The 15,664-nt window shown below is 41.0% G+C and carries 15 protein-coding genes; 3 read left to right on the top strand and 12 right to left on the bottom strand.

Annotated features, from left to right (window positions below; translation table 11 throughout):
* Nucleotides 1–12 precede the first annotated feature (12 nt).
* Complete coding sequence (locus tag CORI_RS01045; RefSeq protein WP_173030449.1) at nt 13–480, bottom strand: molybdate transport repressor; 468 nt, start codon at nt 478–480, stop codon at nt 13–15.
* Nucleotides 481–671: 191 nt separating this feature from the next.
* On the opposite strand from CORI_RS01045, the gene CORI_RS01040 reads away from it, so the two are divergent.
* Genes CORI_RS01040 through CORI_RS01030 form a run of 3 tightly spaced genes read left to right on the top strand, consistent with a single transcriptional unit; the run spans nt 672 to nt 3,672 of the window.
* Nucleotides 672–1,619 carry an HlyD family secretion protein gene (locus tag CORI_RS01040; protein WP_173030448.1) on the top strand — a complete coding sequence of 316 codons (948 nt, stop codon included), beginning with the start codon at nt 672–674 and terminating at the stop codon, nt 1,617–1,619.
* The gene (locus CORI_RS01035) at nt 1,616–2,542 is read left to right on the top strand and encodes an ABC transporter ATP-binding protein (RefSeq protein ID WP_173030447.1); all 927 of its coding nucleotides are present in this window, start codon (nt 1,616–1,618) and stop codon (nt 2,540–2,542) included. The genes CORI_RS01040 and CORI_RS01035 overlap by 4 nt, the downstream gene beginning before the upstream one ends.
* A gap of 8 nt (nt 2,543–2,550) precedes the next feature.
* Nucleotides 2,551–3,672 (top strand): ABC transporter permease, encoded by a 1,122-nt coding sequence (locus CORI_RS01030; RefSeq protein WP_173030446.1) that lies wholly within the window; start codon nt 2,551–2,553, stop codon nt 3,670–3,672.
* A gap of 26 nt (nt 3,673–3,698) precedes the next feature.
* Here the strand turns inward: CORI_RS01030 and CORI_RS01025 are convergent, their stop codons facing one another.
* From CORI_RS01025 to CORI_RS00970, 11 genes are all read right to left on the bottom strand, one after another.
* Nucleotides 3,699–4,250, bottom strand: coding sequence for a hypothetical protein (locus CORI_RS01025; protein ID WP_173030445.1), 552 nt, complete (start codon nt 4,248–4,250; stop codon nt 3,699–3,701).
* A 62-nt stretch (nt 4,251–4,312) separates the two neighbouring features.
* Entirely contained in the window at nt 4,313–5,419 is a 1,107-nt protein-coding gene (locus CORI_RS01020) for an NnrS family protein (protein WP_173030444.1), read from the bottom strand.
* Nucleotides 5,412–6,101, bottom strand: coding sequence for an ABC transporter ATP-binding protein (locus CORI_RS01015; RefSeq protein WP_173030443.1), 690 nt, complete (start codon nt 6,099–6,101; stop codon nt 5,412–5,414). The genes CORI_RS01020 and CORI_RS01015 overlap by 8 nt, the downstream gene beginning before the upstream one ends.
* A 10-nt stretch (nt 6,102–6,111) precedes the next feature.
* Nucleotides 6,112–6,909: an ABC transporter permease gene (locus tag CORI_RS01010; protein ID WP_173030442.1), complete on the bottom strand. Its 798-nt coding sequence runs from the start codon at nt 6,907–6,909 to the stop codon at nt 6,112–6,114.
* On the bottom strand, nt 6,906–7,868 hold the full coding sequence (locus CORI_RS01005) for an ABC transporter substrate-binding protein (protein ID WP_173030441.1): 963 nt from the start codon (nt 7,866–7,868) through the stop codon (nt 6,906–6,908). Before CORI_RS01005 ends, CORI_RS01010 begins: the two co-directional genes overlap by 4 nt.
* 173 nt (nt 7,869–8,041) lie before the next feature.
* A complete protein-coding gene (locus CORI_RS01000; RefSeq protein ID WP_173030440.1) occupies nt 8,042–9,889 on the bottom strand; it encodes a TonB-dependent receptor in 1,848 nt (615 codons plus the stop codon).
* Between the two features lie 213 nt (nt 9,890–10,102).
* Nucleotides 10,103–10,681: a complement resistance protein TraT gene (gene traT, locus CORI_RS00995; protein WP_169941149.1), complete on the bottom strand. Its 579-nt coding sequence runs from the start codon at nt 10,679–10,681 to the stop codon at nt 10,103–10,105.
* Between the two features lie 125 nt (nt 10,682–10,806).
* Nucleotides 10,807–11,367, bottom strand: a complete 561-nt coding sequence (fdh3B, locus tag CORI_RS00990) for a formate dehydrogenase FDH3 subunit beta (RefSeq protein ID WP_173030439.1) — start codon at nt 11,365–11,367, stop codon at nt 10,807–10,809.
* A gap of 10 nt (nt 11,368–11,377) precedes the next feature.
* Nucleotides 11,378–14,278, bottom strand: a complete 2,901-nt coding sequence (locus CORI_RS00985; protein WP_254064938.1) for a formate dehydrogenase subunit alpha — start codon at nt 14,276–14,278, stop codon at nt 11,378–11,380.
* An 11-nt stretch (nt 14,279–14,289) separates the two neighbouring features.
* Nucleotides 14,290–14,502, bottom strand: coding sequence for a twin-arginine translocation signal domain-containing protein (locus CORI_RS00975; protein WP_173030437.1), 213 nt, complete (start codon nt 14,500–14,502; stop codon nt 14,290–14,292).
* Between the two features lie 396 nt (nt 14,503–14,898).
* Nucleotides 14,899–15,615 carry a thioredoxin fold domain-containing protein gene (locus CORI_RS00970; protein WP_169941139.1) on the bottom strand — a complete coding sequence of 239 codons (717 nt, stop codon included), beginning with the start codon at nt 15,613–15,615 and terminating at the stop codon, nt 14,899–14,901.
* Nucleotides 15,616–15,664 lie beyond the last annotated feature (49 nt).

The raw sequence follows: 15,664 nt of genomic DNA, 5'->3' as shown, positions 1-15,664 counted from the left end.
TCAAAACAAAAGTTATTTTTCAGTATTAAGTTTTTGCAGCTTCTCTCTTAAAAGATTAAAAATTTCATATTTTGATTTTTCGTATTTATCTAAGATTATCGCATCGTTTTCACCGATTGGCTGGATAAGCCACTCAGCGACCTCTCTATCAAGCCTTCCTCTTTTAAATTTCACATTTAAAACCTGAATATCTCGCTTTTTATCCACAACGCGAGTGCTGATCTCATCGATATCTTTAAAATAAAATTTATGTTGTTTAGAACCCTTTTTCACGCCAAATCCGTCATCAAAAATTTCTATAAAACTCTCTTGAATTATCTTTTTCACACAAAAAACGGCACATACTAAAGTTGCTATCATGGTAAAAATCGCAGAAGCCGCAAGTTCATAATAAACATATCCTAAAAAACCAGCCACAAACAGCAAAACCGACATGATAAGCGATCCTATAGCGCCCTTTTTATTCTCTTTTATCCGCATATTTTTCCTTTTTGTTTCACAAATTTCGTGCCTAAAAGCTAGAAATTTAAAAATGATTATATCAGAACAAGCTCAAATTTAAAGATTTCAAACCGATACTAAAATTTAGCCGCTAAGCTAAATTCCGCTATAATGATATCGCTTTTAAAAAGCTGTTTTTAGCATTTGCACTCTAAATTTCAGGAGTAAAAATGAATGCAAAATTTATAGTTTTATCTCTTTTTTTGCTACTTGCCGGTTGCGACAAGAAAGCGGACGACACGCATTTTAACGGCTATTTAGAAGGTGAATATATCCACATATCGCCTTATTTTAGCGGACGCATAGTAAAAATTCACGTAAAAGAAGGCGAGATTATTGATTCGGGCAAGTTGCTATTTGAGCTTGAAGATACTTTGCAAAAAGCGAATTTAAACATAACTAAAGCGAATTTAGCCTCACTTGAAGCAAAGCTTGAGGATCTAAATTTAGGCATGCGAAAAGAAGAGATCGAGCGTATCAAAGCCAAGCTAGACGAAGCCAAAGCGGCAAGTTGGCTTGCAGATAAAAATTGGCAGCGAACTAAAAAACTAATAGCCAAAAACTCGGTTTCTAATAAAGAAGCAGATATCGCAAAAGCCGAATTTGAAAGAGCAAGAGCCGTAGTAAGCGAGCTTGAAGCCTCTTTAAAGATCGCAAATTTGCCCGCCAGAGCTAATCAAATAAACAGCCTAAAAGCGGACATAAATGCACTCAAAGAAGATATCAAAGCCAAAGAGTGGCAGCTAAACGAAACCAAAATTTACGCTCCAAAAGCGGGCAAGATCGAAGAGATTTTTTATAAAGAGAGCGAGTGGGCGTTAAACTCAAAGCCCGCCATCCTGCTACTTCCCGTAAACGAGCTAAAAGCCAAATTTTTCGTGCCGATCGCTTATATCGGCGAGTTTAAAGAGGGACAAAAGATAAAAATCGGCTGCATTGGATGTGAAAATTTAACCGCAACCGTTAGCAAGATAGCCTCCAAGCCCGAATACACCCCGCCCATCATATACAGCGAAAATACACAAGATACGCTAACTTACCGCGTCGAAGCCCTGCTTGATAACCCAAGCGAGTTTTTACACCCTTCTCTTCCTATCAGTGTAAGGCAAAGGCGATGAGCGAGTACGCCATAGACGTTCAAGGACTCTCAAAGAGCTTTGCCGGGCGCGTCATCATGGATAACGTCAATATCAGAGTGCGAAAAGGCAGCGTTTGTGGATTTTTAGGTCCAAACGGAAGCGGCAAGACGACAACGATACGTATGCTCTGTGGACTTTTAAAGGCCGATAGCGGAAGCGGACAGTGTCTCGGATATGATTTTTTAACGCAGTCTGACGCCATAAGGCTAAACACGGGCTACATGACGCAAAAATTTGGCTGGTATAGCGACCTAACCGTTAGAGAAAATTTAGAGTTTATAGCAAAGCTTTTCAAGCTTAAAAACCAAAAATTTGAGATAGATAGGACGCTTGATGAGCTTGGGCTTGCAGCTAGACAAAACCAAAGCGCAGGCGCTCTTTCTGGCGGTTGGAAGCAGCGCCTTGCACTTGCGATGTGCCTTGTGCATAGTCCTAGACTGCTTTTGCTTGATGAGCCCACAGCAGGCGTTGATCCAAAGGCAAGAAGAGAGTTTTGGGATATCATACACCGTCTTGCAAACGACGGCATAACCGTGCTAGTTTCAACCCACTACATGGATGAAGCCGAGCGCTGCCACGAGCTTATTTACATAGCTTACGGCAAAATTTTAGCCCAAGGCAGTGAAAATGAGATCATCTCCAAATACAAACTTGACATCTGGGATCTAAGCGGCTCGCGCGCAGCTGAAATTTCAAGGCTAATAGCCTCAAGCAGAGCGGTTTATACAGTTTCTGCTTTTGGAAACAGCTATCACATAGTAGCTCGCGATGCGAATTTGCTCCAAAGCGAGATAAAAAATCTTGGATACTCAAACGCTCAAGCAAATTTAAAGCCGATAAAAACGAGTTTGGAAGATATATTTATCCATCTTTTAAACATTTTTGAAGATGAGCGTGCGTAGGAAAAATCATGCAAAAATTCTCAATCCTTAGAATTCACGCCGTAGTTATCAAGGAATTTCGCCAAATTCTAAGAGATAAAGGCACACTCGCTCTTATCATCATGATGCCGCTTATGCTCATGCTGCTTTTTGGCTACGCGATCAACAACAATCCAAGAAATTTACCAACCGCACTTGTCATAAATTCGCAAGGAGAGCTTAGCAGATCGCTTATTAAGTCCATGCAAAACACGGGATATTTTCATATAAAAAGTATTACGAGGGATTTAGAGCTTGCAGATGAACTGATGAGAAAAGGCGATGTACAGTTTATTATCCACTTCCCGCATGATTTAGAGCGCGATCTAACAAGAGGCTTTATGCCAAAAATTTTAATCGACATTGACGCTACCGATCCCGCCTCATCGGCTCAGGTTTCAAGCGCGCTTATAAGAGCTTTTAACCAAGCCATTTCAAGGGATAAATTTAGCACAGAGCATCAAAACAGCGAATTTGAGCTGATAGTTCATACCAAATACAACCCTGAGCTTTTAACAAGATATCAGATCATCCCGGGGCTAGTGGGCATACTTCTTACGCTTACGACTATTTTGCTGGCGGGAATTTCGATGACTAAGGAGTATGAGCGCGGCACGATGGAAAATTTGCTCGCGACACCGCTATATCCGACCGAGGTGATGCTTGGTAAAATTTTGCCCTATCTTTTTATCTCGTATCTGCAAATTTGCGTGCTTTTGTTTATCGCGCGATATCTTTTTGAGCTTCCCGTCATAACGAATTGGGGCTCTCTTATAGCCTGCTGCACTCTTTTGATGCTTGCAAATTTGGGAGTTGGATTTACCTTTAGCACGCTTGCTAAAAATCAGCTTCAAGTTATGCAGATGACTTACTTTTTCTTTTTGCCTTCACTGCTACTTTCGGGGTTCATGTTTCCGTTTTACGGCATGCCAAAATGGGCGCAAATTTTAGGAGAATTCTTTCCGCTGACGCACTTTTTGCGTATGATTAGAGGAATTTGGCTTAAAAACGCTCTTATAACAGACTACGTCTATGACGTGATAGCTATGTTTGTATTTTTATGCGCTAGTACTGCTTTATCGTTGTATAGATATAAAAGAACGCTTGATTAGATTAAAGCCCGAATTTGGGCTTTAAATCATTTTTCTACGGCAAGCTTTAGGCTAACTTCAGTTTCGCTCCAAGTTTTACCTGCGTGAAGGGCCTTGCATTCTTCTGCAAATTTTGCAAAAGTCTCATTTAAGTTAAAATCAAGAACATCAATTATAGCTTTTGCCATCAGCATACCGTCTTTAAGCTCATAAGGAGCGTCATAAGTCTTAGTAACTGCGTTTGTAGTGATCTCAAGCTTAAACACACCTTTGTTCTCATCACCTTGAACATCAACTATTTTAGCCATTATCGGCTCTTTTTTAAATATCGCAATAATACGATTGTCGCGAAGCGGAGTTTTTGGTTTGGTTTCTATACCGTTTGAGTCGATATTTATCTCGATACTCTTTGCAAAATCGGCAAATTTATCGCTTTTAGTCGATTTAAACTCAAATTTCTTAAAAACTCCCGGTACAGCAGTCTTTGCAGCTGTTTTATATCCTATGTAGCCAAGCTCAGGATCACCTTTAGCACTAAAAGCAAAAGCAGAGCTAGCCAAAAGCATGCTCGCAACAACACTTGAAATGATTTTATTCATTAAATCTCCTTTGATTTGATTTAAAATATCATTATTTTATAAAAAATTTTCTTTTAAATTTCTTACTCGGGATCATCACTAAATTCATTTTCTTTAAAAATTTTATAAAAATCAACAAACCATAAAACAAAAGCGATTACAATCAAAGTCGCCGGCAGATGTATATAAAATCCGCTCCAAGCATAGGCAAAAAACCCTCTAAAAATTCCCGCGGCCATGACCAAAGCAAAAGCTATCTTACTAAGACGTAGAAACTCAAGCTCCTGTCCGCTATGACGAAGCCCGGCGATATTAAAGATAAGCATAATGCTAAATATCATGCCGTTAATCGCAAGTATGTGAATCATGTTTGCCTCAAGCCCAAGACCCAAAATTCCGCTTATGCCAAAGACGGCGTAAGCAACTGCCGCAAGAAGCTGCATAAGATAGTAAAAAACGATAAAATTATGCCTTAAGAGCTCTTTATAATGCCACTCCTTAAGCTTGGCAAAAATCGCAGCACCGCAAGCTAACGCCGCATAACTTATCGCGCCGCTTGATTCAAAAAACACGCTTAAGATCAAAAACGCACAAACGCAACAAATGGCGATATTTTTATAGACCAAATTTGGCACAAACACAGCCTCATCCATATCGCTTTCGCGCTTTATCGCCTCGCGTCCAAGCACCATACTAACGCGAAATGATATGAGCAAAATCGCGATGATATGCAGATGAATTTGCAAATTTAAAAACTTCTCTTCGCCGGTTACAATATAGCAAATTTCAAAGAGCAAAATTCCAAGCAAAAAGCCCATGACTCCGAATTGATCATCATTTTTATCAAGCCAGATCATATAAGCACAAAGCATCACCAAATACGCCCAAAAGGTAGCCATAAAAAGATGGGCAAGCCACAAATTTACGAGCGAGGCAAGGAAACTAAGAGTAAAAATTCCAAACAAAATATGAGCGTGAATTTTAAGCGACTTAGTAAAATTCGTCCAGTCCGTAAGTCCCGTAAGCAAAAATCCCGCATAAGCAAGCGCGCCTACAAGGTGTAAAAATATAAATTTATGAAGGCTTATAAAATCAACCGGCGCAAAGAATATAACTCCACCAAGTGCCGCACAAATCGCGCTTGAAAGGAAAAATATCCGCATAGGATAGGTAAAAAAATCATTAATCATAGTAAATTTCCCCCTTAAAATTCTCATTTATCACGGCGTTTAAGTACTCAAAATTCCTATCTTCAAAGCGTTTTTCAAGCTTTAGCCTGCGCTTGATGACGGCACCTTTGCTCTCAAGGAAGCAAATTTCATCGCTCATCTTGGCAGCTTCCATCCTATCATGAGTTACAAGCACTACACTCATGCCGTTTTTCACACGGTCTGCGATCATCTCCATCAAAATTTCTTTCATATCATAATCCAGCCCCGAAAACGGCTCATCCATCAAAAGCAAATCAGGCTCAGTCACGATAGCGCGCACGAAGGCGACTCTTTGGCGCATACCGCCGCTTAACTCATTAGGATATTTTCTAGCATCCTTTTTGCCAAGACCAAGCCTTTCAAAGTAGCTAAGCACTAGACTTTCATCGGGTTTATCCATAACCAAAAGCACGTTTTCAAGCGCGTTTTTCCACTCTAAGAGGCGGTTTTCCTGAAAAAGATAGGTCGTGCGGGCGAATTTGTTGATTATGCGCCCTTTTCTTGGCTCTATGATACCGGAAATCAGCCTAAGTATCGTAGTCTTACCGCACCCGCTTGCGCCAAAAAGAGTTATAACCTCGCCGCTTTTAACATCTATACTAAAATTTCTCACTACCTTATCGCGCAAAATTTCATATTCTACATTTTTAAGCTCTAGCATTACACTCTCCTTAGCGCTTCCAAGGCATGAGTGCTATCTTTAAAGGCTCGATAATGAGATATTCAAAAAGCATGATAAGCGTGATAACAAGCACCACGTAAGCCATCACCTCGGTCGTATCAAGCATAACACGCGCACTTGCTATCTTTGCACCCATTCCTTCATTTGCTCCCAAAAGCTCCGCCATAATGACTATCTTAACGCCCATCGCCACAGCCACACTCAAAGAGCTTATGATATATCCCGTAAGATGCGGGATGTAAAGGTGGCGAATTTTCCTAACAAGTCCCAAATGATATGCGTCAAACATCTCCTTTAGCTCTTCGCTAACGCTCATCATGCCAACCGCCGAGCTTGCAAACGTTAGCGGCAAAACAGTTATGATGATAGTAAAGATGGTGCTAAAATTTCCAAATCCGAACCAAAATATCGCCATCACTATCCAAATGATCGGCGGCATGGCTAAAAGCACCGTTATAAGCGGCTTTAAAAGCGCGGCAAAGCTCTTATAAGCACCGGCAATAAGCCCAAGTGTGATACCGATGATACATGCAGTTCCCACACCTACAAGCGACCTAAAGAGCGTTACGTCAATCTCGCTTGCCTTGTATTCAAGCAGAAGCGAATAAGCCTTAAGAAAGACGACCTTTGGAGCAGGTAGCATAAATTCGCCGAATTTCTCGCTACCAAGCTGCCAAAGAGCGATCAAAAGACATATCGTAGCAAATCCGCTAAATCCGCCCCAGAGATAATCAACCACGCGGTTTATCGCCGCGCGATCTTTTTTAACGTTATCGATTAAAATCATAAAAACAGGCTTTTATCAGGCATTTTACCGCCTAAAATTTTTGGATTTAGCTCAAACAGCACTTCAAAAAAGCTCATCAGCTCATCAGCCAAATCGCTTGCTTTAGTTACGGTTAAATTTGAGCGCTCAAATGCGTTTGCAAGAGCGGGTTCCGGCGCAGGCAGATACTGAGCGCCGATCTTAGCGGCACTTTGCTTGTTTTGCAAAATCCACTCAAGAGCGTTTTGCAAGTCGTTATGAAATACCTCAAAAACCTCTCTGTTAGAATTATAATAATCCAAACTCACTATAAGACCCGCTTGCGGGATATATGGCTTCACGCCAAAGCTCTCGCCCCAAATTTCAGGCAGTTCAAAGCCCACGCTTACATCCACGCCCATCTTTTTACCCTTAAGTATGGCAGCCGAGCTCATAGGCTCGATGGATAGTGCAGCGTCATAGTCTTTTTGCAAAAACAGCCCAACCGACTCAGGCGGAGTTTGCACGTAGGTGATGTCGATCTTTGAGATGTCTATGCCGCGCTTTTTGCAAATGGCGCGAAAGACGAGATCGGGCATATCGTTTTTAAAAGGCATGATAAGCTTTTTACCGACCAAATCCTCTATGCTTTTTATGCTTGCGTCTTTAACAAGGACGTTTTGAAGTCCGTTTGTCATGATGTTTAGCATGCCAAATTTTATGCCTTGGTTGGCTAAATTTACGCCCACATTACTAGGTGCGGCAGTTAGCTTCATATCTCCGCTTGCCACACCCGCGCGGAGTTGATCGGGATTATTCCAAATTCTTAGCTTCATATCGTGAGTTTTGTTAAGCTCGCCTTGCATGGTTGCAACCGCAAGCATAGTGCTTGGGATAGCGGGCATCCCCCAGATGTCAAACCTCTCTTTTGCAAACAAATTTGGAGCAAATGCCGTTACTCCAAGAGCTGCGCCTAAACCTAAGAAATTTCGTCTTTTCATCTTTTATCCTTTGTGTTGATCTGAATTTTTAACTAAAATAAAGTCGTAAAAGCAAAGTATCGCGAGATGATTTTTTGAGCTTTGAAGCAAAATTAAGCAAAGCTAGGCAAGATAGCCTGCTGCAGTGAAAATTTTGCAAAATCTCAAAAAAGCGCTTGCGAGACTAGCTTTTATCAAAAACTTGAGTGAAAACTTACAAACACCACCCTACCCGGCGCATTCACCCTCCTTGGATCAAGAGCTGCTACATGATCGCCGCTTATAAACTCCGCATACTCCTTATCAAAGATATTATTTATGCCAAACCTTAAGCCAAATTTATTTCTAAATTCAACCGCACCGTAAACGTCTATGAGCGTAAACGCTTTTGCTTCTTTGCTGTCTATCCCAAGACCGCTGTTTTTATCAAAATCGCCTCTGTTTTGCTTTGCCACATATCTAAGCGCACTGCCTAAACTAAAGCTTCCAAAGCTTGCGTAGCTCTTGTAATCAGCTGCTAAATTCGCTTCAAACGGGCGAATTTGATAAAGGGCTCTGCCGTCTGTTTTGTTTTGTCCGTAGTTGTAAAAAAGTGCTGCTTTTAAGCCAAAATTTTGTAAGAAGTTATAGCTTGCGCTTAAATTTGCGCTGTAAATTTCAGCATCAACGTTTCTGGAAATAACGGCGTTTTTGTTCATCGGCATAGCCGCTTTTGAGTGCCTGCGATCATAGATGATGAGATCTTTTACGTCGCTTGCGATAAGATGAGCTTTGACAGCGAAACTATCCTCGCCCTGCTTTGAGCTTAGATACTCTTTGAAAAACTCGCTTTTATACTCAAGTCCCAAATTCACGCGGTTGTGGCGCTCAGGTTTTAAGAACGGATTTGATATCCAGCCGTTATCAAGCGGTCCGTAAAGGGTGTTAAAGCGCTCCATGTTTGAAGGCATCCTGCTAATGCTCTCAAGCGCCGCGTAGTAAAGATCCTTTTCATTCGGGCTAAATTCGTATTTCAGGCTCGCGCTTAAAGCCTTATGCTTGATGTCGCCGTCTAAATTTTCGCCGTAAATTGACTTAACCAGCCCTTTTATCGTTGAAATTTGAGGCATAGGCGCTGAGTATGGGTTGTTCGCCGCGCGCAAATTTGAGCTCATCCACTCGTAGTTAAGCGCCAAATTTAGCTTGTTTGCTTCGTTAAATTTATAAGATATCTCGTCAAACACTCTCGCGCTTTGGTTCTTAACATCTCCGAAGCGATATCCGTTAAACACCCATTTGCCACTCACAAATCCGTACCTTTTGCCCTCGTGCAAGTCGTGCTGATAGCTAGTGCCTATCATGTTGTGAAAATTGCCAAAATCAGCGTCATAGCTAAGCTTCGCGTCAAAAATTTTCCTCTCTACTTCGACTTTTACTTTTTGAGCCGAATTTCTTAGCTCGTAGTTGTTTGCGTCGCGGTTGATATCTCTTAGCATAAGCTCTAAATTTAGCGTATTAGCAAGACTTTCTTCGCCTAACCGAGCGTTAAATTTCGCTATCTTACGCTCGGTTTTAACTGCGTCCATCGCGTGATGAGGTTCTTTTTCGTTATCTATATTATCACGCAAAAATGTAAAACGAAATTCGCTTATATCGTTTGGCACAAAGCCCAAAATAGCGCTTTGACCTTGTCTTGAGTAGCCAAAATCAACTTCATTGCCACCGCCGTCTTTATAGCGGTTGCCCTTTGAAAAATTTGCGTTTAAGATGGTGTAGAAATTTGCCCCGCGATATTTAAAAAGAGTCGAGCTATAAAAATCTCTACCGTAAAATCCGCCTGAAACGTGAAATTTATCCATCGAATCATCAAGCAGGTCGGTTACGAAAAAATACTCATCCCTATTCGTGCGATCAAACTGATGTGCGGGAAATGCGCTTTGAGCGATATTTGGCGTATATGGCTTAGGTGGCGCGAAATCTTTTAACGGAGCGATATTATCTGGGTTTGCACTATTTGCTACAAGCAAGCTAGCTAACGCGGCACAACTTAAAACTACTCTCATCTTGTGTCCTTGTTTGTATGAAATTTATGAGAAATTTGATTTTTTGATTTTGATTAAGTATATCATTATTAAGCAGTTAAAGATATTGATATATATCAACTCTAAAATATACACTAAAAGCTTAATTTGAAATTTAGATCGATAAATTATAAGCGTGGCTTGAAAGGATAAAGGCTTGCAAAGAGAGCCTATCCGTCCTCTTTACAAACAAAATTAATAAAAGAAGTTGATTATCTGAGTAGCTATTTTATCTTCTACAAAAGGCATGATGTAGCTTGGCGAATATACGTTTTTATCGCTTTGCACATCAAGTATGGTACGTTGCTCACGCTCTTTTGTAGCGATCGAGACGCTAACCGTTGCCTTGTAGATATAGTGGCGAGTGTCGTAATAATCATCATAAAAAGGATCTCCAAACACCATGCCAACTCCCGCTGAACTCCTACGTCCAAACGAGCCAAAGCCGTAGCCTAAATTTATAAAGACATTAGGATCCTTACGCTCCACTCTCTCAAGCATCATAAAATCCCCAAGCAAGACGATATCGGCACGCTTTTTATCAGCTACGGGCACGAAGCCCTTACTTACAAATTTCTTTCTAACCGTCTCTTCAAGAGTGTTTTGATGTCCTGATGAGTTTTTAAAATTTATAAAGACCGTTTGGTTTGCGTCTAAATTTGTAATAAATACGGGCGCGCTGGAGTTTAAGTATAGTTTTGGCGTGCTATTTGTGCTGCAAGCCGCAAAGAAAAAGGCTATAAATAAAAGGAGTAAAATTTGAACATACCTCATCTCAAATCCTTTAATTTTATGATTTTACATGAAATTATAACTCGCTGCGATTAATGAAAGATAAAATAAAAGCTAAATTTTAAAGAATAAAAGAGAAGAAAAAGGGGCGAATTGCCCCCTTAAATTTAGATAGAAAAGCCTGTATTGCGAAGTGTGACGCGTTTGCGATATACATTTGCAACTTCGGTTGCATCTCCAACCAAAAGAGCGTTTGTCGCACAAACCGCCGCACACATAGGCACTTTGCCCTCTGCGATACGGTTTTGTCCGTATAGTTCGCGCTCTTCGTGAGAATTTGTCTCTGCAGGACCGCCCGCGCACATCGTGCATTTATCCATCTCGCCTTTAATGCCAAACGCCCCGTCTCTTGGAAACTGCGGCGCACCAAACGGACAAGCATATAAGCAGTATCCACAGCCTATGCATTTGTTTTTATCATGAAGCACGATACCGTCTTCGCGGATATAAAAGCAATCCACAGGACAAACTTGCTCGCAAGGAGCGTCCGTGCAGTGTTGGCATGCGATGGTTGTTGAAACCTCCTTGCCCTCAACGCCGTCATACAGCGTGATAACCTTGCGACGGTTAATGCCCACAGGAGTTTCGTGCGCCGAAGAACAAGCTACTTGACAACCGAAACAACTTATACATCTGTTGTTATCTACGAAAAATTTCATTCTTGCCATGGCTTACTCCTTACGCTTTTTCCAGACGGCATAGACCTGCGTTATACTCTGAAATTTGAGTAACAGGGTCAAATCCGTAGTTTGTTACGATGTTTGAAGGCTCACCTATCGTATATGGCTTAGTTCCTTCAGGATACCTATGGCTTAGATCAACGCCTTGCATCACGCCCGCGAAGTTATAAGGCAAGCAAATTCTATCGGGCGTAACGCTTCTGTTGTGATAGCATTTTACTTTTATCTTCGTGCCTTGCGGAGAGTGAATCCACATCATATCGCCGTCTTGTATGCCGTATTTAAGCGCTAGTTCAGGGTGAACGTTAGCAAACATCTCAGGCGTGATAGCCGCTAGATATTTACTTGTACGCTCAAGCATTCCCGCACCGCTTAAATTCACCAAGCGCATTGAGCTGATGATAGTAGGGAAATCCTTGCTCCAATCTTGCTTTTGTTGCTCTGATTTAAATTTCGTCTCAACGCGGAAATTTCTAGCCTGATCGTCGATAGCAGGATACTTTTGTACCAGATCCCATCTTGGCGAGTGTATCGGCTCTCTGTGTTTTGGAATTTGATCTATAAATTCCCAAACTATAGCTCTTGCTCTTGCGTTTCCATAAGGAGCAACGCCTGCTTCGCGGCATTTTTGATTTATGATACCGCTATAATCCATAGTCCAGTTTTCGCCGATCTTAGCCTTTTCCTCCTCGGTTAAGGTTATGCCAAGCACCTGCTCGATATTGTCCTTAGTGATTTGCGGATAGCCGCCTTTAACCTTAGAGCCTTTTAGCTGGACAGCTTCAGAGGCGATTTGAGAAACGCCGTTATGCTCTAGACCAAATCTATTTCTAAATCCGCAACCGCCCTCGGTATAAGGCTTATTTAGATCATAAAGTATAGGAGTTCCAGGATGCTGCTTATCCCAGCAAGGCCAAGGCAAGCTGTAGTATTCGCCTTTTACGTCTCCGCCTATTCCTATTAGCGTATCGGGATCGAAATTTTCCCAATTTTGCTGATGCTTTCTTAATCTTTCAGGCTGCCAACCTTGAAGCCCGATAGTTTGACCCATTCTGGCCAGCTCTCTTGTAGCGTCATCAGGCCACACGAAGCTATCTTTTACTACTTCAAGATCATCGTTCATCTTTAAGGATTTAGTGTAATCCTCATAAAAGCCCCATTTTTTAGCAAATTCAAACATAACCTCATGATCAGGCTTGCTCTCATAAAGTGGATCTACAACTTTCGTTCTCCACTGCGCAGCTCGGTTTGTAGCCACAACGATACCTTCGTTTTCAAACTGAGTCGCAACAGGAAGGATATAAATTCCGTCTTTTCTATCGCTTAAGATCGCAACCTCGTTTACAAACGGCTCTGCGATAACCAGTAAATCAAGCTTATCTATCGCCTCTTGAATTTTTGCCAGGTGAGCCATAGAGGTAATTCCCGTTCCTTGAACCCAAAGCACCTTAAGCTCGCCGCTTGTAAAGGTATTTTCCTCTTTTAAAACGCCCTGCCACCATTTTGAAAGCGACCAGCCTTTTTCATTTCTCCAGTTTCTATCTTCAGGATTTTTAGGATCGTGGTAATAATACTCCTCAAATTTCGTTCCTTTTATAAGAGCGCCGCCTTTTTTAGGCTCTTTGGTTGAAACGGCAAATCGTTTTACAAATTCGTCAAATTCTACGCCCCAACCCTTACAAAAGTGCTTCCAAGCCTTATCGCCAAGCCCGTAGTATGTAGGCAAGCTGTCGGCTAGGTTGCCCATATCGGTTGCACCTTGAACGTTATCGTGTCCGCGGATAATGTTACATCCGCCGCCCTCTACGCCCATATTTCCAAGCACAAGCTGAAGGATAGGCAAAATTCTCGTATTTGAGCTGCCGATACTGTGCTGAGTCATTCCAAGAGACCATGCGATAGAAGCCGGCTTTGTATGAGCGTAAATATTTGCTACCTGCATAATCAAATCGGCAGGAACTCCGGTAACGTCAGACGTTACTTCAGGCGTCCAGTGCTCGGCCTCTTTGCGAACTTCATCTATGCCGTAAGTTCTATCGGCGATGAAATTCTTATCCTCCCAGCCGTTTTTAAATATGATATGAAGCAGCCCGTAAACAAAAGCTATGTCCGTTCCCGGTCTAACACGCACATATATATCGGCTTTTGCCGCTGTTTTTGTGTAGATAGGATCTACAACTATCAGCTTTGCGTTGTTTCTATCTTTGGCTTGAAGGAAGTGCTTCATGCCTCCGACTGGATTTGCAACTGCGGAATTTGCTCCAAATACCATAATGGCTTTTGAATTTGCCGCCACGTCTCCAAAGTGGTTTGTCATCGCGCCATAACCCCAAGTATTCGCCGCTCCGGCGACTGATGCGCTATGTCAAATACGTGCAACGTGGTCTATATTGTTTGTGCCCCAAAATGCTGCAAATTTTCTAAAATAAAACGACTGCTCGTTGCTAAATTTCGCAGAGCCCAAAAATTCGACACAATCAGGTCCGTGCTCTTTACGAATTTCAAGCATTTTATCGCCGATCTCGTTTACCGCAGTCTCCCAGCTTATGCGCTCCCACTTGCCGTTTACCTTTTTCATAGGGTATTTGATGCGTTGCTTGCTCTTGGTTAGATCGATTTGATCTATGCCCTTACAGCAGTGACTGCCTTGAGATACGGGATGATACATCGCCATATCTTGACGAACCCAAACGCCGTCTTTTACTTCTGCTTCTATACCGCATCCGGCAGAACATATCGAACAGATAGTTCTAACTTTTTTTGAGCCCTCAAACGGATTTTTTATCTCTTCGTTCGTAGCTTTTCTAAAGACTTCATTCTCTCCAAAAGCGACCGTGCTACCCGCTCCAAGGGCTGCAAGCTTAAGGAAAGAGCGTCTTCCTATACGTGAATCACTCATAGTATTCTCCCTTAGTAAGCGATTTTATAGTAGTACTCCCACTCTTTGCTTTTTTGATAAAGCACCTCTTTTTTGCTTGACTTACCAAGCACTACGCCGTTAGAATCAGCTTGCAAGCTAGCCTTGTTGCCGCTATTTGCGATAGCAGCGGTAGCTATCATCGTGCCGCCCACGGCGCCAATTTTTAAAGATTTTTTTAAAAAATCTCGTCTTGATCCTTCCATCTTTTCTCCTTTCAGCTTTTAAATATATAAAAGCAACTTGTCTATATTAAAAAGTAAAATTCAATTTAAAATGTTCAAAATTAGCATATTTCTAATTGGAAATCGCTATCAAATAGCGTTAAATAGCTAATTTGAACTACATAAATATTAACTATGCAAATTTAGCATATCTTATAATTGGAAATCGTAAAGAACTGATATTAAATAATATTTTTTAAAAATCTTTAAAAATATAAAAAAATAATAATATTTCTTCAAAGATGAAATTTAAAATGAGAGATTATAAAATTTAAGTATCAATGCCAAAGCGGTTAAGCGGACGAAAAAGAAAATTTAAAATTTAAAGTGGCTAAATTTGATAAAAGCCCTCAAAAAGAGAGCTTTTGTAATGAAGTGTTATTTTTTAAGATCTTGCAAATTTATTATATAAGGCACGCTTCTAACGCCTGCCGCAAGGTATTTTGTGCGAAGATCATCCATCATTTTAACCTCATCGTCGCTTACTGCATTATCCGCTACTTTATAATCCTCAGCGAAATATTTTCTTAGAATTTTGATCTTTTCGCTATCGGTTTTTGCCTTAACCGCATCTTTATATATTAAAAAGCTCTTTTGAAGAGCTGATTTATCATGTACAGGAGTTAGGATTATATGGACATTTGCCTCTTTTAGGGTTGTCTCGATCTTTTCAAGCTCCATTCTGCAGTATGGGCACTCAGGATCTGAAAACATAACATAAGTAGGCTTTTTAGAGTCGTTGCCAAGCATTATGATATTTTTCTTTTCTTCTTTATTAAACTGAGCTGCGATATTTTTAGCAGTTATCTTCTCTTTCATCTCGGCTTTATAAGCTTTTTTATTTTTTAGATCGATGATATCCGGAAGAAGCAGATCGCCCTTAGTAAACATTATCTCATCTTCGCTAAGCTTGCCGTTGCTGATATTTACTACAACCATTTCGTATTCAGGGTTTTCGGCCAGTTTTTGGCGCTCAGTAACCTTAAACATAAGTCCCGGCTGAGCTATTGACTTATAAAAATCGATTATCTGCTCATTGCTGGCAGCAAATAGACTTGTAGCCGCAACTACGGACGCTAATATAATTTTTTTCATTGTTTTACCTTTTGTTGAAATTTCGCTCGATTATAATAACTTTTTTTAA

Origin of the sequence: Campylobacter sp. CCUG 57310 (assembly GCF_013201975.1) — a bacterium.
Classification (GTDB): domain Bacteria; phylum Campylobacterota; class Campylobacteria; order Campylobacterales; family Campylobacteraceae; genus Campylobacter_A; species Campylobacter_A canis.
The sequence above is the reverse complement of the archived record's forward strand: the minus strand, read 5'-3'. Positions and strand labels throughout refer to the sequence as shown.